Consider the following 23,278-nt stretch of genomic DNA (forward strand, 5'->3'; position numbering starts at 1 on the left):
TATTTATGTTTTTTGATTGTAGTTAATTGTGAATTTTGATATCACACCAGCACTGGCTACTAAAGATAAAACTGACGGTACAAATGGTACCCAAAGACCTCCAATTAAAAGACCAAAACATAGTAAATACAAAACACCAGAAGCTACACCCAAAGTCAAAGCTAATCGAGGAAGTAAACGCCATTGCCAAGCAAGTACACCACCGACTACAGACCAACTTCCAATCCAAATCACTTCCAACCAAGGTGACCAAACTCGCAGCAAGGGTCGCCCATCTAAAACAGCACTGAGAATTTGGCTAACTTTATGGGCATGTACCAAAACTCCTGACATTTGTTCATCTAACCGAGTGCCATAGGGAGTAGCCCAGTAGTCTGGTAAATCTCCTTTGGCGACTACACCAATTAAAACAATCCGGTTTTGAATTGCTTTAGGATTAATGGGATTAGATAATAGTTGGGTGAGTGATATTTGTTCGGCAATTTGTTTTGTGGAACGGTAGTTAAGTAAAACTTGACCACCATTAGCGTCAATACTTTGATAACCACCAGCGCGGGATGAAAGGCGAGAAAAAACAGTCTTACCTAGCTGTAAATTTCCTGTTGATGTAAACTTCGGTTCAATTCCTTTAGATAAGAGATAACGAAATGCCAGTTGTGTACTCAGTGCATAATTAGCAGAACACACAGATGCAGTTTCTTGGTTCATATATAACAAATGCCGCCGCACTACATCATCAGCATCGTGAATAAAGTCACTGAATCCTAAGCGTTGTTGGGGAATTTCTGGCGGTGGTTGGATACCTTTATTCTCGGTTTTAGTATCACTACCTTTACAAACACCAATTAAGTTATTACTTTTTTGTAGACGGGAAATTAAATCTGGGTTTTCGGCAGGAAAATCACGATAAATATCTAACCCAATGGCTAGGGGTTTGTATTGTTGTAATTTTGTGAGTAGTTTATCGAGATATGTATCAGAAATAGAAGTACCTTTTAATAACTCCTGATTGCGTCGTTGATTCATTAAATCGGTATCATCAATTGTCACCACCAATAGACGCTGATCTGTTCCCTCATCAGGACGCGATCGCATCATTTGGTTATAAGCTTGGAGTTCACTACTTTGCAAAATTCCTAACCACCTGATTCCACAAACTAAGGCAGTAATCGCCAAACTGGATAACAAAGCTTTGTTAATTTTGGGTCGCAATGACTGATGTAAATCTGGTTCTGGTTTTTGGATTTGGACTAAATCTTGCCAAGTGGGTGGTATCTGTGCTGGATTTTGGCAAATTATTGGTAGCCAAGTGGCGCAAGGAAATCGATCTTCCATTCCCTGCAATCGTTCTCGTCCTTGTCGTACTGCTTGATATAAAGACTCTCCATTGGCAAAGCCTTCGAGAAAATATTTCAAGAATTGCTGGGCCACTTGATCTGGCACAGGTTCGCGCATGACAATCATTTGGGGAATGTGCAAATCAGCCAGTTCTCGCGCCAGTCCTAAACCATCACAAGAGTTGAAAATTGCCAATTGTAAGCCGCGTTCAATGGCTTTTCGTAAGGCATATTTTAATTCGCCGATGCTGAGGCTATCAGTTTTATTTAAGTAAATGCGACCACAGCTATCATGCTGTTGACTAGAACTATGCCCAGCAAAAAATAAAATATCCCAGTTTTTTTTCCACAAATAATCTGTTAATTCCTGGCGTTGTGGTTCTACTAAAAAGCTGACATCGGCATGAGGACATTTCTCTAATAAAGCTTGGTCAGCCTGGATATCAATGCCCTGACTACTACCCAAAATCGCCAAAATATTCACCACTGGTTTGGATGTGCGTGGCTGAATAATATACTCGTAGGTTGGCGATGCTAAAGCAATTTCTGCCTTGGGGTAGCGGTCTAGTAAATCCCACGAGTGCCAAGGTAATCTCTGCAATTGGTTATTTTCTGATTGTAAAATTACGCGGATTTCGTCGGTAGATGACAATTTTTCCAACCATTTTTCTCTCAGGGGGCGAAATTCCTCAGCACGTAGCCAGGTATTAAAACGTGCCCGTAACAGATGGGACATACTGTGGCAATCCTGGGTGATGGACACATTCGTCACCTGTATTTTTTCAGCATCTAGGCGATATTGGTTACCCAATTGTAAATAGCTAGATTGCCAACGGTCATAATAAAGCGGCATTTCCGCGCATGGTGGCAGTTTTCCCGTAATTTCTGTAAAGGGGCGATCGCCTTCTTCACCTATTTGCAGAGTGACGGTAAACCCCTGTTCAAAACTACTATCTCCGATTTTTAAAACTACTAATTTAGTCATGACTGTTATGTCACTCCCAGTCAAATTTTAATTGACAATTTAAAATATTTGCTGCGCTGCGTACGCCTCAATAATGCCTATCTCACCTCTCTAAAATCTAAAAAATTTCAATAAATATTGGTTCTAGATTATAAAGTGTTCTGTAATACTCATATCATCGAATGATACCTGAACGCTAAATTGTTCTTTAATTTCACCTCTAAATTGCAATTGAATGTAGTTATCTGCACTTCTAGCAGCCGCTTTTAAAAATACTGATCCCGATTGATCTAAAACTGTGAGTTGGACGTTTTCGGGTAAATAAATTTGATTACCTGTGGCATGTAACTGTAGACGAATACTGGTTTGTTGGTTAGCCTCAGGGTTAATTTCTACAAGTAACATCACGGGTTGGTTATCTATTTGAATACCCAAGTCCATCAGTTTCGCCCTTCTGGTAACCGTTTCTGCTTGGTTAAGAGGTGTGTTTTCCGTCATTACTGCACTACGAAAGCCATAGGCGGGTATAGATCCTAGAGAGTTCCACAAAGATTCCAAGGTTTGCCAACCAGCCTCACATTGACCAACAAACCACTGACTCAAATTCACTAGCGTTTTAACTGGGGATGTTTTGAGTTCTGCTAAACAATCAATTAATGTTTCTGGGGGTTGTAATTTATTTAAAGGTAATGTCTCAGTTGTGGCATTTTTAATAAATCCCAGCAGCTTTGCTTCATGAAGCGATTCATCAATTTGCACCACTACATAACCTACTCGTTCTTCCCAAGTTTCTGCGGGAATTATACACGCCTGTTCATGTAACCTCACAGGACGACATTCTAAACGACCAACTGAGGGGATTTCTAGGTCAGCTACATTGGCACAGAGTCGCACAATTAAATTCCAACTATCACTACCGCTGAGGTCAGTAGGAATTTCCATCATCTGTAAGTAGTCATTGACTGTTAATACAGCTAGCGTATTTAGCCGGACTTGTTCTGCTTTTGCTAGAGTTGGCTGTTGGTCGGCAAATAACTGTGCTGTGGTTCGGGCTGCTTGGGAAATAGGCAATGGTACTGCAAAATTTTCTAGCCAAGAAGTGATGTTAGTCATGATTCAATCTTCAGGGATCAATGCTGCTGTTTATATATCATCTGTACTCAAGAGTTTTATGCCATGAAATGGGGGATTTGTTTCCACTCTGTGGTTGGAGAATTTTTTCATCTGTGCCAACAGCCTGTTTTACTGGCTAATTTCCCGACTTGCCCATAATTGTCCCGGAAGATTCTCAAGCTATCAACCCTAACCCTCTCCCATAACTCTCAGGACTTACGCAACTGTGCCACTTGCGTAAGTCCTGTGTATGTTGATGACACTCAAATATCTTGGCAATTACTGCTACTTTCCAGCCTTTGGCATTCAATCGCAACATTTGCGCCCGGTCACGGGTTCGTTTAGGAACATATCCAGCATGACGCAGTTCATTTAAGGTCAAGTCTTCTTCCCAGGTGAGAATGATACGTAGAGGGGCTGGCATCTCAATAGCGATCGCAATAAATTAGCCGGTGAATGGCGCATTAATGAAGGTTCCGGTAACACTACCGCATACAACCATGTTTGCTTGGCTAACATACACTCGCTTCCGTGGTTAAGGTTGAGTTATTCTTTGCTGTGAGCGATCGCCTACTAAAAATACAATAGATTTCTGGGATAAAATCCGAGGGCGATCGCAAATTACATAGCCCGAAGTAGTATATCTTGAACTTGCAGACATTGATCCCCTGTTCCAGAAACCCTCGAAGTTTAAGCTGCTTCTTGGCTGGAAGTCAAACAAGTTATGAATCGTAATGCTGTTAAACGGCTTCTATACAATCAGATTTTAGAGATGGTGCATGAAGCATAATTGCTAACGCTAACGCCAGTGAATCTAATCACGTATCTACATATTACGTGTAGCAGTAGGTCGCAAGGCTTCTTCAAAATACTGTCGATACAGCTCACAACTGGATATAACCTGATTTCCTTGCAGCTTGACTAAGCCCATGCTGTGCAACTTAAATGCTACAGTCTGTTCTAATTCTACAGGAGTTGATGACTTGATTACCTCTTCATACGCTGCTGCTAATTGAGGATGTTCTTGTAGGCTACGTAAATGACGATGTAAGTGATTGTCATAAATACCTGCATCTGTAACTGCTGTTTGGATTAACTGCTTGAAAGTCAAGTCTTGTTGCGCTAAATGATACAAAGCTTGCTGTATTAGATACGGATGTCCATCCACAAGCTGCATCAATTCTGATAACTCATTTTCAGATAAATGAATTCCATAGCACTGAGCTAAATTGCATACCTGCACAGGTGTAAATGTTTGCAATTCAATTGCTAAACCCACATTAAATGGTGATTTGTTAATATCTAGAGGAATATATACTTCTGTGGAATGAACAATTACCAAACGCAAATTTTGCCACAGAGGATTACCGATATCTCCATAAGCAGCTTCTTCATACCAAGAACGCAATAAAGTGAAGAAATCATCAGCAATTTCTGGATGTAAAAACACCTCATCAACTTGATCTAAAGCTAAGACCAAAACACCATTAATATCTGGTAGCACACAGTCTTCAAAATAAGCGGTGCAATTGCTTTTACTGCCAAAAGTTGCGCTCCAATAATCCTCGACTCGATGGGGTAACTGAAGCTTACGAGTAATCGCAGCACAAAACCAACGCAAGAATTTATCTAAGTCATTAAAAATAGCACTTTCAGCTCGCTGTAAGCTCAAAGCTACAGTACGTACTGATGAATTTTGTTGTTGAGCATGGGCTAAAATTCTTACCATTAAAGAAGTCTTACCCATTTGACTGGATGCTTTAATACGAATCAATGCCCCATCTCTGGTAATTTCCTCATAACAGCGAGACTCTACCGGAGGACGTTCCATATACAAAGCAGAGTTCAATGGTATGACTCCAACTGGTGATTCTAATTCTAGGGGTTGGGGACTGGTTGCTGAGAGAGAAGAAGAAAACTCTTGAATTGTAAGTTCTTCAAAGGCTCGTTGTGCTAAAACAGCCATCAAATTAGTTTTACTGACTTTTTCTCCTAAACTAGCTGATAGTATCTGCCATAACTTTGGCCCCACATCATGCTTAATATATTCTGGAGCATAGTCACATTCTGCGGCAATTTTGTCATATTTTTGCCCTAGTAAAGCTCCGCGCAATACAGCTACTTCAATATTTTTTAGATGTCTTTGATTCTTAGCAAAAACTGCTTTATTTGCTACTTTTAAAGCTGTCTCGAATGTTAGTGTTTGTTCTTGAATACTTTCAGTCATTATCTTAAGTTTATTTAACTAAGTTATCTGAATATTTTAATTTATCTAAATTTGAGTTTTAAAATTTTCAACTGGCTTTTTCTGCCACCTGTTGTACCATTTGAGTCAATGTATGTTCAGGGTATTGCAAACAAAATATTCCACTACTACCGAGTTGTGCCATGTCTTCTGAAAGTGGAAATATCCCTGCAACTGGGACGTTATAAGTTTTTTCTACTTTTTGCTGTAGCGATGAAAAGTCCATGCGACTGGGTGTTTTATTCACGATCATCATCATTTTGCTGACTTGAAGTTGACGAGCAATATTAACTGTTACCGCAGTACCTTGAAAGTCTTGGCGATCTGGACGGATAATCACAATTAAAAGGTCAGAAATAACTATAGATAGTAAAGTTTCTCGGCTAAGTCCGGGGTGAGTATCAATAAATAAGTAATCTAATTCTAGCTCTCTAATTAATCTTTGTAATCCACTATTAAGTAAACTAACGTTGTATCCTTCGCTGATTATTTTGGCAATTTCATCAGCATTGATACTTGAAGGTATGAGGAAAACCTTCCCTTGCGCGATCGCTAGATCAGAAGTCACATCACAGGCAGTATCAGCAATGGAATTACGATGCCATAAATAATCGTTTAATGTCTTACCTGTAGTTGTTTCATTAATAGCAAATAGAGCATGAATTCCAGGAGATTGCAGGTCAGTATCTACAATGGCCACTCGCTTATTTTGTAGTGCCATTGTTACCGCTAAATTTGCTGTTAAGTTAGATTTACCTGTTCCGCCACGGAATGAGTGAATCGCGATAATTTTAGACATAGAGGAGTAATTCGTAATTCGTAATTAAGATGTCTTGGTATTACGAAGGGATGCAATTTCTATTTGTAATTGTTGAAAATAATCAGTTTGAGTAATTTCTGCTACCTGATGTGCGACTTTATGTAAATCAATTTCGATTTGCATCTCTTGGAGTTGAAGTTTTCTAGTCTCTTGCTGCTGTTTCAATAGACTTTCTAATTCAGCTTTTTCCTGTTGTACAATTGCCAATTCCTGTTGCAAAGCAACAACTTCTGCTCTTAAAGTCTTTTCGGTATTTCGCAAGTAAGACTGAGTTTTGTGTTTTACCTGATTCCGGGCTAGTCTGGCAGGAAAAGGCATGAGAACATTATTACTACCTGCATTTTTGAAAGCAGTGAAGTTAACAATTTTAACGGTGACTGCTTCGTAACTGATATCAAGGGGATGTTGGGGCATGATTTACTCCATGTCATCAACGTCTATGTGGGGAGTGTTTGGATCTATATCTTTCTCAAATTAGGCGATCGCACCACATGACGAAAGATCAGTTTTGTAGCGCAGCAGCACTTGGAAAACTGGTCTTGACGAAATTATAAATATGTGTATATTTGCCGTACCATACCTAAGATCCAATTATTTCAGTCTCAGCCGCCATTTCTGAGCCAACTGAGGTGCGTAATTGCCTGCTGAAGCTATTTTCTGTGTATGGAGAATTACAACGTAAAGCCAAGCGTGAAAATACATCTTTACCAGAGAATAACTTACCGCGCTTATGGATTTTGGCAACTACAGCTTCAACGAGTTTACTTGAGAGTTTTGGCGCTAGATTAGATACAGATAATTGGCTAGCAGGTGTTTACTTTCTACCGGACTCTTTCAAAACAGCAATAGTAGCAATTAACCAGTTACCATTGACTGTTGAAACCCTATGGCTGAGGATTTTAGGAAAAGGAGAAACCCAACGTCAAGCCGTCAGCGAATTACTTTCACTTCCTCAAAACAACCCATTACGGCGAGATATCCAAGAACTGATTACCAGTTGGCGGATAACTGTTATAAACCAGGAAAATCTTACGGAAGATGACCAAGAGGTGATTATGAACTTATCGCAAGCTTACTTAGAATGGCGGGAAGCTACCTTACAAGAAGGGCAAAAAGATGAACGTCGCCAAGTGGTAGAAAATTTGTTGCGTGTCCGATTTGGTTCGCTAGATGAAGAATTAGAACAAGTAATTGAGCCTTTACTACAATTACCACCGCAAGAGTATAGCCGCTTCTTACTCGAATTATCCCGTGAGGAGTTGTTGACAAGATTTGGTGGTGGTTGAGTTAGAGCTAAAGTTCCTAGTACGAACTTATCAACAGCTTATCTTGGGTTCGCTGGAGAATATTCGCCAAAGTGCCAACGCAGAGAACAAGCATTTCTAATTTCCAAAACTTGCTCAATATCAAACTCTACTATACGCTGCGCCCCAGCAAACTCATTTAATCTTTCTACATCCCAAATCACCTTTGCTTTTCCCGTCAGTTGTAATGTGTGACCTTGTTCAAAATCGATAAATAATAAACCTGCATTGGGATTTACAATCAAGTTACCGAAGGTCTGAAACATATTATTACCAGAGTAATCGGGAAACACAAGCTTATTACTATTCAAAACTTGTACAAATCCCGGAAGTCCTCCTCTGTGGGAAGTATCAGCCCCACTTTCTGGATGATAACTAGCGATAAAAAAGGTATCAGCTTGAGTTATCCAAAGTTGCTTTGTCTCGCTCAAAGCATCTCTGATAAAAGTTTCAGGTAGTTTTAGTGAATCAATTATAGTTTTTTCTATATGACGTATCTGAATATATTTAGGACAGTTAAAAAATACCTGCTGAATTTGTACTTTTATGTTCTCCTGATTTACCTCTGCTTTGCCATTCAAACGCAAGCGCCTGCGGTTTGCTAAATCAATTACCAATAGCCCAATATCATTGTTAGTTTGCAGATTTTGGTGTAATGGATCGGTTTGTATGGGAGTAGTATTAATCTGTATAGTTTGCGTGTTTAATATCTCTACAAAACCAGGGTTTCCTGTTAACAAAGATGCCCAAACTCTAGCTTTACTATCAACTGTACTAGCAATTGCTAATTGTTGCGTATGCAGGAATTCTTTAGCAGATGATTTGATTGTACTACTAATAACATTACAAAGACGTTGCGCCTCTTCTCGCACTCCCGCCTGAGTTTGGACTCTAATTTCTCCAGAATGGAAAGACATTGTATTAATTCGTAATTAAGAAATGATATTGTATAATTTCTATACATTTATTTAATATTCGTTATATAGTCTTAAATTTTCAAGATCAGTTTCGGAGTTACTGCAACAAGGATAAATGATCTTGGCGATCGCAAAATTTTATGCTATTGCAAAAAACCTTGTCATTCTGCAAATATATCTATAAATGATTCAGAGCAAGACGCACTCAAAAATTGTGGCTACTCTCAAAGCTTCTCCACAGGGACTCGCAAGCATTAAACAAGCTAGAAGTGAAAAGGGTTGGTCTGTTGATGATTTCAGATGGATGGAATTAGCCAGTGAAGTTTTAGGTGTCTCTTGGCAAGAACATGGTGTTCTCGCTGTTGGTGTATCAGAAGGAACATGGAAACGTTTCTTAGCCGGAAAGCAAGCAATTAATGCTGAGGCGTTTAAAGCCTATTGTCAGGTGCTTGGGCTGAATTGGGAAGAGGTGGCCGAGACAAAGATTGAAGGTAAAAGGATCAAGGATGAAAATAATTCACTTCATACTTCATTCTTTATACTTAATCCTTCCAAAGATTGGGGTGAAGCACCAGATGTATCTATTTTTTACGGTCGCAGTGAAGAACTGGAAACTGTGAAGCGATGGGTGACGCAGGACAACTGTCGCCTAGTGACGTTGCTGGGAATGGGTGGAATTGGTAAAACGACTCTATCAGTTAAGCTGGCACAAGCAATTATTGGCAGTCGAGGGGAGAATGGGACAAGGGAACAAGGGGGAATTTTATCTTCCTCATCTCCAGTTCAATACATCATTTGGCGTAGTCTCCGCAATGCGCCGCCAGTGGAAGATATTTTGGCTCAATTGATTCAATTTGTATCTCAACAGCAAGAAACAAGTTTACCAAATCAGTTAAATGGGAAAATCTTGCTTTTACTCAAGTATTTACGTTCGTCGCGCTGTCTCATAATTCTGGATAATGCTGAGTCAATTTTACAAGCAGGCGATCGCACTGGTCGTTATCGTGCTGGATGTGAAGGTTACGGTCAACTCCTGCAATGTGTAGCCGAAACTTCTCATCAAAGTTGTTTAATACTTACTTCGCGGGAAAAACCCCAAGGACTCGCTAAGTATGAAGGGGAGAGTTTACCAGTACGTTCTCTACAACTTACAGGTTTACAAGAAAAAGAAGGACGGGAATTATTTAATGTTAAAGGTAAATTTACAGCCTCCCCAGACCAATGGCAAGTTTTAGTTTCACGCTATGGCGGTAATCCTTTAGCTCTGAAGATTGTAGCTTCTTCTATCCATGATTTTTTTGATGGTAATGTTGACAAATTTTTAGCACTTTCTCAGCAAGGTACATTTATCTTTGACGATATTCGTGACCTGCTTGACCAACAGTTCCATCGTCTCACAGTCTTGGAACGAGAGATTATGTACTGGTTAGCCATCAACCGCGAACCTATTTCTTTAGGAGAGTTACAAGCAGATTTTGTAGCTCATGTTCCACTTCGGGAATTGCTAGAATCACTCTCGTCACTGCAAAGGCGTTCTGTAATTGAAAAAAATGCTGGTGGCTTTACTCAACAACCTGTGGTGATGGAGTATGTCACTAATCAGTTAATTGAGCAAGTTTGTGAGGAAATCAAGCAATGGGGAATAGAAAAGCAAGGGACTTCCCCTACTCCCTTATTTACCACTCATGCACTCATTAAGGCACAAGCTAAAGATTATGTACGGGAGACACAAATTAGTCTGATTGTTCAGCCTGTTATCGATAAATTAATTACAGAAGTGGGCTGTTTGGAAAATATAGCTAATTGTCTCACTCAAATTCTCTCCAACCTACGTAATAAGTCTCCTCAAGTAACGGGCTATGCTGGTGGCAATGCTTTGAATCTGCTACATCAAGCAGAAATTGACCTTACTGGCTTTGACTTTTCGGGTTTAACTGTATGGCAAGCTTATCTTCAGGGCGTAAACCTGCATGATGTTAATTTTGTCGGCTCAGATTTATCTCGCTGTGTTTTTACGGAAACATTAGGTAATATTTTATCTGCTGCTTTTAGTCCAAATGCTCAACTTTTAGCAACCTGCGACACTGATTGTCATATTCGTGTATGGGAGGTGAAAACAGGTAAATTATTGCTGATTTGTCAAGGACATACTAACTGGGTGCGCTTTGTCGTGTTTAGTCCAGATGGGGAAATTTTGGCGAGTTGCGGTGCTGACCAGAAGATTAAACTTTGGAATGTCCGAGATGGTGTTTGTATAAAAACGTTTACTGGTCATGATCATGAAGTATTTTCTGTAACGTTTCATCCAAAGGGTGAGACTTTAGCCAGTGCTAGTGGGGATTGCACTATAAAACTTTGGGATATCCGCAGTGGTACGTGCTTGCACACCCTTACAGAACATACAGATTGGGTACGTTGCGTTGCTTTTAGTCCAGATGGGCAAACCTTAGCGAGTAGTGGTGCTGACCACACAATTAAACTGTGGAACGTGCATCAGGGTAAATGTTTGAGAACTTTAAAAGCACATACAGGATGGGTACGTTCGGTGGCGTTTAGTTCAGATGGGCAAACCTTGGCTAGTGCAAGTGGCGATCGCACCATCAAACTCTGGAATTATCATACAGGTAAATGTCTGCAAACTTACACCGGACATACTAACAGCATCTATTCTATTGCCTATAGTTCTGATAGTAAAATTTTAGTCAGTGGTAGTGGCGATCGCACTATCAAACTCTGGGATTGTCAGACCAACACTTGCATTAAAACTCTACATGGTCACACCAATGAAGTTTGTTCCGTCGCCTTTAGTCCAGATGGTCATATATTAGTATGTGTTAGTTTAGACCAAAGTGTTAGACTTTGGGATTCTCGTACTGGACAATGTTTAAAAACTTGGTACGGAAATACAGATTGGGCTTTACCTGTAGCTTTTAGTTCTGACGGGCTAATTTTAGCCAGTGGTAGTAACGACAAAACAGTTAAGCTATGGGATTGGCAGACTGGCAATTGCATTAGCAGCTTGCAAGGACATACAGATTTTATTTATGGTATTGCCTTTAGCCCAGATGGACAAATTTTAGCAAGTGCGAGTACAGATTCCTCAGTAAGATTGTGGAACATCAGTACAGGAAAATGTTTCCAGATTTTACTCGGACATACAGATTGGCTATATGCTGTTGCTTTTCATCCCCAAGGTAAAATTCTCGCTACTGGTAGCGCAGATTGTACAGTTAAGCTATGGGATATTAGCACAGGTCAATGTCTCAAAACTTTGAGTGAACATACCGATAAAATCCTGGGAATTGCTTGGAGTCAAGACGGGAAAGTTTTAGCTAGTGCCAGTGCCGACCAATCTGTAAAAGTGTGGGATTATTGTCAAGGTGATTGCATCAACACATTACAAGGACACGATAGTCGTGTTTATTCAGCTATTTTTAGTCCCAATGGTGAAATTATCGCTACTTGCAGCACCGACCAAACAGTAAAAATATGGAACTGGAAGACAGGTAAATGCCTCAAAACATTGACTGGACATACCAATTGGGTATTCGCAGTTGCATTTAGTCCTGATGGTAAAACCCTTGCTAGTGCCTCCCATGACCAAACTGTGAGAATTTGGGATGTGAATACAGACGAATGTCATCATATCTGCGTTGGGCATACACATTTAGTATCTTCCGTAGCTTTTAGTCCACATGGGGAAGTTGTCGCTAGTGGTTCTCAAGACCAAACTGTGAGAATTTGGGATGCAAAAACAGGCGAGTGTTTAAAGATTTTGCGAGCGAAGAGACTTTATGAAGGGATGAATATTGCTCGTGTGAAAGGGTTAACTGATGCGACGATTTTGACGTTGCAATCTTTGGGTGCAGTGGGTTAACTTTTTCTAATAGATTGCTGGCGATATCTCATGACAAGCTGCGTTGCGTCTACGCCATAATAAACTGAACTTATATAGCAGTAGCCATCTATGTTCCCTGTTCCCTAGAAATTAAAATATAATGTCCTAACCAATATATCTGTTGCTATAAAATCGAAAAGTTCTACCAAAAGATAGATATTAGCTGCTTGACTTTGAGCCGTCTTAATTTGACAATACCAGTGTTTATACTCAGTCAAAAGCCATTTACTCTTTAAAGCTCTATGAGTAAAGTTTATTTGATCACCGGCACATCAACCGGATTCGGTCGCGCCCTAGCAGAAGCAGTTTTAGAGCGCGGCGACAAAGTTGTGTTGACGGCACGAAAACCCGAACAAGTTGCACAATTGGCACAAGCTAACCAGGAAAATGCAATTGCCGTTCGGCTGGATGTAACAAACGCCCAAGAACGAGACGCAGCTGTGAAAGCCACCTTAGAACGCTTTGGCCGCATTGATGTTCTAGTAAACAATGCAGGGCAAGGTTCTCTCGGTGCTTTAGAAAGTTTTTCATCCGAGCAGATCAGAAAACAGTTTGAAGTTAACTGCTTCGGCGTTATTGAAATGACACGCGCAGTTTTACCTGTGATGCGCCGCCAAAGATCTGGTCATATTGTCAATATTACTTCTATTGGTGGTTTGGCTTCGATAGGCGGATTTGCACTCTACTGCGCGACCAAATTTGCAGTCGAAGGTTTTGCTGAAGGCTTGCGTGATGAAGTTAAACCACTGGGTATTAACGTGACAATTGTCGAGCCGGGAGCGTTTCGCACCAACTTTGCCGGTGATGCCAATATGCAGCCAGAAACGGAAATTGATGATTACAAAGCAGTGATTGAGCCCATTAGAGAATATCTCTATGGTGGTAACGGCAAACAGCCGGGTGATCCGAAAAAGGCAGCACTGGCAATGATTCAAGCTATTGAATCGGAGAATCCACCACTGAGGTTGATACTCGGCTCGGATGCTTACGGTTTGTGGGAACAAAAACGGACAGAGGAACGTGAGGAATTTCAGTCTTGGAAAGAAATCGGAATTAATACTGCCTTTGAAGACGCGGTAGTTGCTCCCATTGGTGGGTAAACTAATCCATCTTTCAGTTGTATGATCCTTAGCCTTGATCAGCTCATTCTCAAGGTAAATCCATTTCTCATGGGTTCAGGTATTCCGCTTTTTTCTGGAGTAATTCAGCAAACTAATCTAGAACTTACTGAGAGCAAGATATATAAAAATGGTGTCTTGTTACTTCATTATCAGGTGAAATTATAAACACATGCAAAACGCTGTATTAGGCAAATTAGCAGCTGGGAAATATTCGGGTTTACCATTAAATTGCAACTGCCCTTGATTGAGCATCACCAACCAATCTGCACGCAGAATAACTTGGGGACGATGGCTAATGAGAATAGTAGTTTTGCCCCGACGATGATTTAATATGCGATCGAGTACTTCAGTTTCGGTAACTGGATCGAGATTAGCCGTAGATTCATCCAAAATCAGAATTGGTGGATTCTTTAAAACAGCGCGTGCGATCGCAATTCGCTGTTTTTGCCCACCAGAGATGTTTGCACCCACGACTCCCAAGATTGTTTCATATTGTTGGGGAAACTGACAGATAAATTCATCGGCTCCCGCAACTCGGCAAGCTTCTATAATTTCTTCAATAGTGGCATTGGGGACACTCAGCCGGAAGTTATCAATAATGGAACGATGTAAAAAGAAACTATCTTGAGGAACGAGAACCACTTGCTGACGTAAACAATCGAGGGGTAACTCAGACAAAGCATGATTCCCTATGAAAATTTCCCCAGAATTTAGATAATAAAGGCGAGTGAGTAACTTAGCAATGGTACTTTTACCACAACCAGATTTACCCATAAGAGCGATCGCCTGACCACCAGGAATAGTCACGGATAAATTTTCTAGCAGTTTTAACCGACCAGGATAGTAAAAAGTCAGGTTTTTGAGTTGAATGTCGGCTGTATCTGACAAGTGAACCCAGGGTTTAGCCGCATCACCTTGATGTTCGGGGATATATTCAAACAGTTCAGCCAGTAAGCTGGTGATGGCTTTAATTTCCGTCCACTCGCTGATGAATTTAACAAATGCGATCGCAAACTGCAAAAAGCCTTCTTTCAAGCCGTAAATGGCAATTAACCTGCCAATGGTGAGGTGATCCTGAAAAACCAGCAAACTACCAAACCAAAGTAAAATAACTGTACCGACACCTGCGATCGCTTCGGAAATTGTCTGATTGCTAACATGAATTTTCGCTGCACGTAAGTTGTATTTTGATTCTCGTTGTGAACGCTCTTGAATTTCCGACCATAGTTGCGGTGCAGCTGCCATTGTTTTCAGGGTTAATGCTCCATTAAATGCTTCAGATAATACCCCAGCATTTTCACCTGCAACGGCAAAGGAACGGTTAGTTACTTGTTTAATTTTCGGTTGAAAAACCAAGGTTGCGAAGATCATGGCAATGCCTAATCCTACAGTCACTAATCCCAACTGCCAGCTATAAACAAAAATAAAACTAACAGCAACCAAGCCAATAAAAGTTTTAATTGGTAACTCAATCACCAATTGAGAAATTAGTAAATTAATCTGTTGAATATCAGCCAGACGGCGAATTGCCGTACCACTGCGACGAGCTTCATGATAGGACAAAGGCAAATGCAGCACTTGTTTACCAAAATCCAGTTTTAATTCTTTCTGCAACTTTTCTGCAAATGCAGCCACCAAATTCGATTGCGTCCAAGTCAAACCACTATTTACTAGGGTTAACCCCATCACTCCCACAGCCACCAGAGTCAGCAGTTGACTATTATTTTCTACCAAAACTTGGTCGGTGAGGAATTGCAACAACAATGGAGTAGCTAAAGCTAATAATCCCACCCCTAAATTTAAAGGTAGCAAAATCTGCAAAATTCCCCGTTGTTGCCAGAGACGATGCAGCAAACTGGCAAATGGATTAATCGGAGTTGGGTCTTCAGCTTGAGCTGCAAAACGCTGTGGTTCTGGTTCTAGCAATAACATCATATAGCCTTGCCAGTCTTTAAGGAGTTCTTGGCGGGTGAGATAGCGAATACCCATTGCGGGATCGGAAATTACAAACTTCCTACCTTTTTGCCCGTAGAACACCACAAAGTGATAACCTTTCCAGTAAAGAATGGCAGGTAAACTTAGCTCGTGCAGTTCGTCTAAAATGTCGGGGGATGCCTTAATCGCTTTCGTCTCAAATCCCAAAGCTTGTGCGCCATATTTCAACCCCAACATGGTAGTTCCCCCTTGCCGAGTGCCTACCAATTCTCGAATATAGTTAATTCTTAAACAGCGGCCATAATGTTTGGCGACAATAGCTAAACTGGCAGCTGCACAGTCTTCCCCACTATGTTGTTTTACCCAATGGTACTTCATGACAAAACCTTAGTTGCACTCCAGGCATAGCGAATCTCGTCCAAATATGGTTTGAGGCGACGATGCACAAACTTCACCATTGGGGTATTGTCTATATCCACCCGAAAAGTGCCTTTGGTATGGGGAAGATTCTCCACTTGTAGTTGAATTGCTCTAGCTAATAATAAAGTACTGCGGCTCAAAGGTTGAGATTTGGGATTTACAAACATTTGGGTGTAGCGGATAGCATCAGGTGCAGTGCGATGGGTAATTATCCAGCCAACTACTTGATTTTGATAGCGTAAGCCCAAACTATTTAGGGGTTCTAGCTTCTTCTCTTCTGAAAATGGATTAAATCGACGCACCAAAGCATCAGTTTCTACTTGCTGTGCGATTTCTTCTCGTTCTTTATTTGTCAAAGTATTCCAAGGAAAAAGGCTGTAATCTGCTGGGAGATTGGTAAGTAAACGATCTAAATATTGCGTCAAGTGCGATTGCTTGGTTTGTTCAACTCTATCTGTGGAAGCGTAGCAGACCAAGGCTGTAGCTTTGGGTGTAGACCATTTTTGATGGCTGAGAATACCTTCCAAAGCCGGAGAATTAGAACTTGTGAGATAGTTAATCTCCATTTCAGTACAGCCTCGGTGCTGAAGTTCTGTTTCCATTCGCGCCATTAATGCTGTACCCACACCCTGGCTACGATGGGTAGGGACAACAAATAAAGAAAGTATTTGCCCATAAACTTGTGGACTATAACGAGCTAAAGCTAACCCAATGGGATTTCCTTCTAACTCAACCCCAATGCCCACAACAGGGACATCGGGTGTCAAGTTCTGCAACAGGGAACGGAAGTGAGGATAGGTAAATTCTTCATAAACAGAGGCATTGGTTGTATCAATCAAAGTCAATTGATATGATTTCACCGTTTCAACGCATGGAATTTTACCCATATTCTTTACTCCCGTTCCTATTGACTTATCAGAGTTCACGTCATCATCTACTTTGACAGTCAAGCTGCTTCAGTCTCTACTTCAATGACTGAGTTACTTGACATGAATTGAAAAACCCCTTCTACGTCCAATCAAATTTCCACCTCCGCAAACAACCTCTAATTCTGAGTCGTTAAGTTCTGGGTACTTAACAGTATTTTGGATATTGATTTTAGTGTCGTTATTGGAATTTTTTACAGATTGAGTATTCATCATTAACATCCTACTTTGAGTTATTTTTGCTTGTTGAAGCTTGATTCTCTCTGCTTCACAATTTCCATAATGGAATGAGAGCAAATAATTGTCGATACAGAAAAGCTAAGGACTTATCTGGCTTAACTGACTTAACTTAATTGGGTGAAACAGCAAGAAACTGCTTCTGTAGCTGAGAAAGAGGGCGAAAAGTTAAGTAAATCGACTCTGTGTTAAATCCTTAACTTTTATACATCGACATTAATTTCTAGAAATCCTATAAATAAATCATTGCTGAAACACACAATCAAATGTTACAGCAAGCTAGCATTTTATTCACTTACAATGAGGATTAGAAAAATGGAAATAAATTATCAATCATTCCCCTATGAGTGCGATTATTCTTTATCTCAAGAAACAGCAGTGAAAGTATCTTTAAAGTATCGTGGTGCTGCTTACAATATTAATTGTTCAGTTGTTAACCAAAATGTACCAACATATCAAACTCTAATTTATCGTGGCGCACTTTATATTAAAAACCAAGTTATCTCTACAATTTCCCAACCACGGAGAAGTTTAAAATATCGTGGTGTGATTTACTCTTAATTTTTCTTAAAATCCACAAATTAAAACTAAATGTAACGCCGCTTCCACAAAGGCGGTGGTATTCCCTATTCTGCCTAAATTTACTAATCAAAGGATACTCAAATGGCAACTTTCACCGTTACTACATTAAATGATGTTGTTAGTTCCACAGATGGGCTGTTGAGCCTACGAGAAGCTGTCACAGCAGCAGAAGCCCTACCTGGAACGGATACCATCGTCATCAATAGTATTGCTCTCTTAAATAACCCAATTGTCATCAGACCAGGCAATAACATTAACTTCCAGGGGAATGGGACTAGCTTTACTGGCTTTAATGGACAGGGGCGCACCTCCTTATTTCTCATTAATAACAGCACCGTTATATTTAATAATTTGCATATTAACAGGGGTCTGGCTCAAGGAGGAAACGGCAGTCGAGGCGGTGGTGGCGGTTTAGGCGCTGGAGGAGGCCTGTTTCTGAATCCAGGTGCTAATGTCACAGCAAATAATGTCGTGTTTTTTGATAACCGGGCAATCGGGGGTAATAGTTTCGCTGGTCGTGGCGACGGTGGACGGGGTGGCAATGATTCCTCGGCTGGAAGCAATGGCTTTCCGGGTGGTAGTGGTGGCTTACCAAGTTTCTTTGCCATTGGAGGTATAGTCCCAAGTGGCGGCGGTAGCGGTGGTGCTGGCGGTCGGATAGTCGGAACTACAGGCTTGGGAGCAGGTGGCGGTGTTAGTGGTACCTTCTTCGCAGGCTTTGGTGTTGGTGGAGGTAGTGGAGGAGGTGGTGGTGGTGGTGCTGGTGGTGCTGGTGCTTTCCGAGATGCGACTGGTGGCGGTGGCGGCGGCCGTGGTGCTTCTGGGAGCTACGGCGGTGGCGGAGGTGGCGGCGGCGGTGGTGGTGGCGGCGGTGCCAATGTGTTGGGAGGACAAGCTCGCCCTGGTGGTGCTGGTGGTATTGGGGGCGCAGCTGGCGCATTTGCTGGGGCTGGACGCGCTGGAGCGAATGGGGGTAATGGTCGCGCCACCTTTACAGGTGACAGTCCAGGTAGCGGCGGTGTCGGAGGACAAGGCGGCGGTGGCGCAGGTTTAGGCGGTGCAGTTTTTGTCTCTAACAACGCCACTTTCAACGTCAGGAACAGTTCATTTCTCTTCAATTCTGCCGCTGGTGGTACTGGCTTTCAGAATGGTCAAGGACATGGTGGTGCAATCTTCGTTCAGTCAGGTGGTACATTGCGGGATATGGGCGGAGTAAGTTTCATCCAAAATTCTGCATCAACGGCGAATCCTGATAGCAATATCTATCCAGTCAAAGTCAACCGAGGCGATCGCACTATTGAGGTAGAAGACTTTACAGGTGTAGGTCGGGGAAGCAATCCCTCAGTGGAAGTGAAGGAAACCTTTGACGAACTCATATTTACAGGAGAGGGTTTAGTTGCCAAAAACTTGCTCCTTACCCAAACTGGTGATGATTTAGTTGTCAGTTTTGAAGGGGTTGATGATACCCAAGTGATTCTCAAGGACTTTGCTCTAGAAAACCTGGATAATTTGCCGATTCCTGGTGGTCAACACGGTCAAATTGGTAATATCATATTTGATGGTGACACTACCCTGCAAGACAGTTTTGATGTTTTTAACGTTGACTCCACCCAAAACAGAATTTGGAATCGTAATACAGTCACCTTTTTGAATGATTTAGATAATCATGTACGTGGCTTTGACAACTCCGATGATGTCATCAACGGTCAAGGTGGTGATGACATTATTTGGGGTTTGAGTGGCGATGATATTTTGCGCGGTGGTGAAGGTAACGACACACTTCATGGTGGCACTGGTGCAGATATTCTTGTAGGTGGGCTGGGAAACGATATGCTGTATTTGGGAAGCGATCGCCAAATTGATAAAGTATTATATCGCCAAGGTGATGGCAGTGATGTGATCCATCAGTTCCGGCGTGGTGAAGGTGGCGATTTATTGCAATTTGAAGGTATTGATGCGATCGATGTCGTGGTGCATGGCCGCAATACCTATTTCCACTTGGGTGATGGCGTGACTGGAAATACTGGATTTGGTTCCGGTGAGTTATTAGCAGAGTTACGCGGTGTAACTGGCTTCACTTCAGATAATCTTGCTTTGAATTTAGCAACCGATAATACTGCACAGTTTTTATTTGCATAAACTACTAAAGGATTTAAAGCAAGCGATCGCATTTGATTCTGGTAATTTTGATGCTCGATTTTTTGGGTTGTTCTTTAAAGAAAGTATTATATTGCTGTGTTCATGGAGACACAGAGAATCTAGAAAGCCTAAAAGATGAGAGGATGAAGGGAAACCATAAAAAAGCCACAAATAAATATATAGAAATATTACTAGAAACTATATTGCCCAAATTTGTCAGACGCAAATATCGACATGGGGATAAGTTCTAGCAATAAGAACCCACATCTTCACCGCAGACATCAGCAAGGTAACAAAGGGCACGAAACCGCAGACTAATTATTTGTTCATACAAGGGATTGAGTTTACACAAGGGGGGAATATGAGCAATTTTTTGACCAAATAAGTAAATATCTCGCGCAAATGGACACTGCACTGGAATAAATCTACACAAAAGGTGGGCAATTTGGGGATTATCTATTTCAATGCCATTAAGCCAGATGCGAATTGGTTGAAGAATATCGAAATTATCAACTTTAGACCAGGTTAAATTCAACATTTGTCTGTATTTATAAACTACTATTAAGCAGTTTATAGATAATTTTTGGAAATGTAAATAGGATTGAAATATAAGTAGTTTTTATGTTTAATCAGCTTAACTTATACTATTTGTTGCATCAATACCATGTATTTATCTGCATAAATCATTGTCAGCGTTAGAGATGCTATTGAATGTACTAAGTGCTTTAGTGATGGTGATTGTTATGTTGTTCCTGGTATGGGACATAGTACGAATAAATGGGGTTCTTCTTTCGTTGATCATGTACACTATTTTTTAGTAACACAGTTAAATGATTGGAGAAATTAGCAACCTGAATTAATTAAATCAGTCAGTAGAGGTGCATTGACGACGCTATTAAGAGTTCGTTTGTGGACTCTTAAGAATCCCCCAATTGTTTAAATGAGCGCAGCGAAATTTAAACTATCGAGAGAGTGTTAAAGGAGTTGCTAGCTTTAGAATTAATGCTGCGCTCATCAGACAATTTTCTCTCTATGATGCCGTCGAACTTGCTCCTGAGATAAATTTTCATTCAGAGACAGTCGTTGCACCAACTGCCATTACTTGAGACCATTCACTGACACGGTTACTATCTAAAACAGCACGCACTCGATAACCAAGCTGAATCTTGTGCATTAACAAGATTAAATCACGATTGAGTAATCCTTGTGATTTTTGGTTTTCATTAGATGCAGCTTGTATACGAAAACAGCGATCGCTTTGACGTTTCAATTTTGGAGATTTTCCCTCCATCAACACCGTTTGTAGTTCGTATTCTTTAGCTTCGGGATATGGTTCCCAGCAAAGTTGCCAGTAAGTTGACCAGCGAATTAAGTCTGATGGTAATTCCTCGACTTCATCCGACAATGTAGAAACAAGTCCGGTGATTGGAGGTTGTACAACTTGAGGCTGATTGGCGGATATGTCAGCAGCTATAGATGAACTGCCATCAAAACTTAGTACCAGCCCAAATATCAAAGTGAAAAGCACAATCAATTGTAGGCATTGTAACTGCACCGACAAGATTTTCCGATTCATAAATTATGCAAAATTGATTACCACTCCACAGGTAAAATCAGGCTGCCGTTGTCGGCATAGATTGTGCGAGAACGGATATGCGTTCTAGGAGCTAATGTCGAATTGAAGACTGCGCTTCTTTGCCCAACTGCTGAATTGTTGCCAATGCTGGCGCGGAATATCACAGAGTTCGGCCCTAGCCCTACGGCATCACCTAAGCTGGTCTCAGGGCCGTTAGCAACACCATTTACAACTTGCCTACCACCATGAATTAGAGTGCGAGGCCCATAACCAACTCCATTACCCAGAGTCAAACTAGTTGTTTCTAAAGCGTGAAAGACAACATCATTTGCCATCCCAGCAATTGACCCAACATTAAAAGGTTCACCCTCGTCAGCACGTAGCGAAATTCTATTAGCTAGGTTATGATTGAGCGTTGCTAAAGAATCTTGAAAAGTGAGATTGCCGATAATCCGGTTACGGTAGTTCGGATCACGAGTTGGACTTCCACCTATCTGCGGCAGACCTCCAGGGTTAAAAGCTGTGACTGGAGCGTAATTAATTCCTGTTACGTTGGTCAAGTCTGCTCTGGCTAAGTCTGTATAACCTTTGGCAAATGCTTCATTGACTTCGATAATGCCTTCCATCAATGCAACGTCTGCTTGTGTCAGGTTGACTACTTTCCCCAAACTGCCACTACTAGCTTGTAAATTAGTTGTGACATTTTTACCAGGCAACACAACTTTACCCGCAGGTAAAGTAACACCAGGGCCAACCCGCGAGAGAAAGTTGACCACTGTGTTTCTTTGTATGGTTGCACCATCTATTTCACAGTTGAAGGCAAGAAATGTCTCTGGAGTAGTATTACTGAACTGAGTATTGGTAACTGGGTCGGTAAAAGGCCCGGTTGAGCCTTGAGTACCAATTGTGGCTGCACCTTTAACAACAGCCATGTGTGCCATAATCACACGCTCGCCAATCTGTACTCCTGTTCCCGAAGCGATGATTTTTACCTGGTCTTGAGCATTAGAATCTGCGGCAATACTAATGGGGGCATAAGTAGCGTCTAACTGAGCAAATGGTGCAACATAGACTTTTTCGCCCAAGGTAATATTTGTGGGATTGGTGATGATTGCAGTTGGGTCAACGAAACTAGCTGACTCGGAAGGTGCAGTACTTGGGCATATAGGTAGGTTTCCTACAGTTGGATTACACGTTACTCCGACAGCTACTGCGGGTTGTATATATATCTGTGTGCTGATTGCAAACGCAAGGATAATCGCAGTTAAGGCACTAAAAACTGTGCGAGGTTTGAACATAGGAAGAAAAGTCCTCACGGGTTATGGAATATTTGGCTATGGGATAATCTGCGTTAATGAATGCGAGATATGTTGAGGCTATGTCTGGTGAAAAGACGCAGAGCATCTACACAGGCAGACAAATTACCGAAAAACTACACTGCAAAAGCCTCTATTTCGACTATTTTTCTGTTGAGATCTGAGGTAAAGAATTAACCGCCCCAAAACCCTGTTAAGCTGTAGACTATTTGCAAAATAGATGATAACAACAAGCCCAAAAGTGGAACTGAAATTGTCGTTGTTGCCCCAGCAACCGCATCATTGTATACAGTCTCCCAAGCATCTGGCCCGCTAGTGAAACTACCATAGACTTTTGTATTCACAGCTAACGTTAAGCCAAGCACAGCTAAACCTGCTAGTATTGCACGACGTTTCAACATTATTTCTTGATACCTAATAGTTCTCCA

19 protein-coding genes are annotated in these 23,278 nt (G+C 41.2%); 5 read left to right on the plus strand and 14 right to left on the minus strand.

Translation table 11 applies throughout. From position 1 onward, the window contains the following. Positions 1-3: 3 nt before the first annotated feature. The 7 genes from ACM0OT_RS17055 to ACM0OT_RS17085 form a co-directional block, all read right to left on the minus strand. Positions 4-2,322 (minus strand): CHASE2 domain-containing protein, encoded by a 2,319-nt coding sequence (locus ACM0OT_RS17055; RefSeq protein WP_414565611.1) that lies wholly within the window; start codon positions 2,320-2,322, stop codon positions 4-6. 123 nt (positions 2,323-2,445) lie between these two features. Then, positions 2,446-3,414: a DUF1822 family protein gene (locus ACM0OT_RS17060; RefSeq protein WP_414565612.1), complete on the minus strand. Its 969-nt coding sequence runs from the start codon at positions 3,412-3,414 to the stop codon at positions 2,446-2,448. A 175-nt stretch (positions 3,415-3,589) separates the two neighbouring features. Continuing rightward, positions 3,590-3,838 (minus strand): helix-turn-helix domain-containing protein, encoded by a 249-nt coding sequence (locus ACM0OT_RS17065; protein ID WP_414565613.1) that lies wholly within the window; start codon positions 3,836-3,838, stop codon positions 3,590-3,592. Positions 3,839-3,949: 111 nt separating this feature from the next. Next, the gene (locus tag ACM0OT_RS17070; protein WP_414565614.1) at positions 3,950-4,075 is read right to left on the minus strand and encodes a hypothetical protein; all 126 of its coding nucleotides are present in this window, start codon (positions 4,073-4,075) and stop codon (positions 3,950-3,952) included. Positions 4,076-4,240: 165 nt separating this feature from the next. Beyond that, the gene (locus ACM0OT_RS17075) at positions 4,241-5,641 is read right to left on the minus strand and encodes an AAA-like domain-containing protein (protein WP_414565615.1); all 1,401 of its coding nucleotides are present in this window, start codon (positions 5,639-5,641) and stop codon (positions 4,241-4,243) included. Positions 5,642-5,708: 67 nt separating this feature from the next. Then, a complete protein-coding gene (locus ACM0OT_RS17080; RefSeq protein ID WP_414565616.1) occupies positions 5,709-6,458 on the minus strand; it encodes a MinD/ParA family ATP-binding protein in 750 nt (249 codons plus the stop codon). Between the two features lie 24 nt (positions 6,459-6,482). Beyond that, a complete protein-coding gene (locus ACM0OT_RS17085) occupies positions 6,483-6,893 on the minus strand; it encodes a hypothetical protein (protein WP_414565617.1) in 411 nt (136 codons plus the stop codon). A 215-nt stretch (positions 6,894-7,108) separates the two neighbouring features. Between ACM0OT_RS17085 and ACM0OT_RS17090 the strand changes: the two genes are divergently transcribed. After that, on the plus strand, positions 7,109-7,765 hold the full coding sequence (locus ACM0OT_RS17090) for a hypothetical protein (protein WP_414565618.1): 657 nt from the start codon (positions 7,109-7,111) through the stop codon (positions 7,763-7,765). Positions 7,766-7,803: 38 nt separating this feature from the next. Here the strand turns inward: ACM0OT_RS17090 and ACM0OT_RS17095 are convergent, their stop codons facing one another. Further along, entirely contained in the window at positions 7,804-8,700 is an 897-nt protein-coding gene (locus ACM0OT_RS17095; protein WP_414565619.1) for a pyridoxamine 5'-phosphate oxidase family protein, read from the minus strand. A 214-nt stretch (positions 8,701-8,914) separates the two neighbouring features. On the opposite strand from ACM0OT_RS17095, the gene ACM0OT_RS17100 reads away from it, so the two are divergent. Both ACM0OT_RS17100 and ACM0OT_RS17105 read left to right on the plus strand, forming a co-directional pair. After that, positions 8,915-12,577, plus strand: a complete 3,663-nt coding sequence (locus tag ACM0OT_RS17100; RefSeq protein ID WP_414565620.1) for an NB-ARC domain-containing protein — start codon at positions 8,915-8,917, stop codon at positions 12,575-12,577. Between the two features lie 263 nt (positions 12,578-12,840). Further along, positions 12,841-13,698 carry an oxidoreductase gene (locus ACM0OT_RS17105; RefSeq protein ID WP_414565621.1) on the plus strand — a complete coding sequence of 286 codons (858 nt, stop codon included), beginning with the start codon at positions 12,841-12,843 and terminating at the stop codon, positions 13,696-13,698. Between the two features lie 180 nt (positions 13,699-13,878). Here the strand turns inward: ACM0OT_RS17105 and ACM0OT_RS17110 are convergent, their stop codons facing one another. Together ACM0OT_RS17110 and ACM0OT_RS17115 are read right to left on the minus strand one after the other, a co-directional pair. Then, positions 13,879-16,032, minus strand: coding sequence for a peptidase domain-containing ABC transporter (locus tag ACM0OT_RS17110; RefSeq protein ID WP_414565622.1), 2,154 nt, complete (start codon positions 16,030-16,032; stop codon positions 13,879-13,881). Continuing rightward, positions 16,029-16,961 carry a GNAT family N-acetyltransferase gene (locus ACM0OT_RS17115; protein WP_414565623.1) on the minus strand — a complete coding sequence of 311 codons (933 nt, stop codon included), beginning with the start codon at positions 16,959-16,961 and terminating at the stop codon, positions 16,029-16,031. Before ACM0OT_RS17115 ends, ACM0OT_RS17110 begins: the two co-directional genes overlap by 4 nt. Positions 16,962-17,552: 591 nt before the next feature. Here ACM0OT_RS17115 and ACM0OT_RS17120 point away from each other — a divergent pair. Together ACM0OT_RS17120 and ACM0OT_RS17125 are read left to right on the plus strand one after the other, a co-directional pair. Further along, the gene (locus ACM0OT_RS17120) at positions 17,553-17,798 is read left to right on the plus strand and encodes a DUF4278 domain-containing protein (protein WP_414565624.1); all 246 of its coding nucleotides are present in this window, start codon (positions 17,553-17,555) and stop codon (positions 17,796-17,798) included. A gap of 102 nt (positions 17,799-17,900) precedes the next feature. Next, positions 17,901-19,958 (plus strand): calcium-binding protein, encoded by a 2,058-nt coding sequence (locus tag ACM0OT_RS17125; protein ID WP_414565625.1) that lies wholly within the window; start codon positions 17,901-17,903, stop codon positions 19,956-19,958. Positions 19,959-20,205: 247 nt separating this feature from the next. Here the strand turns inward: ACM0OT_RS17125 and ACM0OT_RS17130 are convergent, their stop codons facing one another. The 4 genes from ACM0OT_RS17130 to ACM0OT_RS17145 form a co-directional block, all read right to left on the minus strand. Continuing rightward, positions 20,206-20,496: a Mo-dependent nitrogenase C-terminal domain-containing protein gene (locus tag ACM0OT_RS17130; RefSeq protein ID WP_414565626.1), complete on the minus strand. Its 291-nt coding sequence runs from the start codon at positions 20,494-20,496 to the stop codon at positions 20,206-20,208. Positions 20,497-21,024: 528 nt separating this feature from the next. Next, the gene (locus ACM0OT_RS17135) at positions 21,025-21,534 is read right to left on the minus strand and encodes a hypothetical protein (RefSeq protein WP_414565627.1); all 510 of its coding nucleotides are present in this window, start codon (positions 21,532-21,534) and stop codon (positions 21,025-21,027) included. 17 nt (positions 21,535-21,551) lie between these two features. Beyond that, on the minus strand, positions 21,552-22,832 hold the full coding sequence (locus ACM0OT_RS17140) for an acetyltransferase (protein ID WP_414565628.1): 1,281 nt from the start codon (positions 22,830-22,832) through the stop codon (positions 21,552-21,554). 191 nt (positions 22,833-23,023) lie between these two features. Beyond that, complete coding sequence (locus ACM0OT_RS17145) at positions 23,024-23,251, minus strand: hypothetical protein (protein WP_414565629.1); 228 nt, start codon at positions 23,249-23,251, stop codon at positions 23,024-23,026. Positions 23,252-23,278 lie beyond the last annotated feature (27 nt).

This window comes from Anabaena sp. CCY 9613 (assembly GCF_963920895.1).
Classification (GTDB): Bacteria; Cyanobacteriota; Cyanobacteriia; order Cyanobacteriales; family Nostocaceae; genus Cyanocohniella.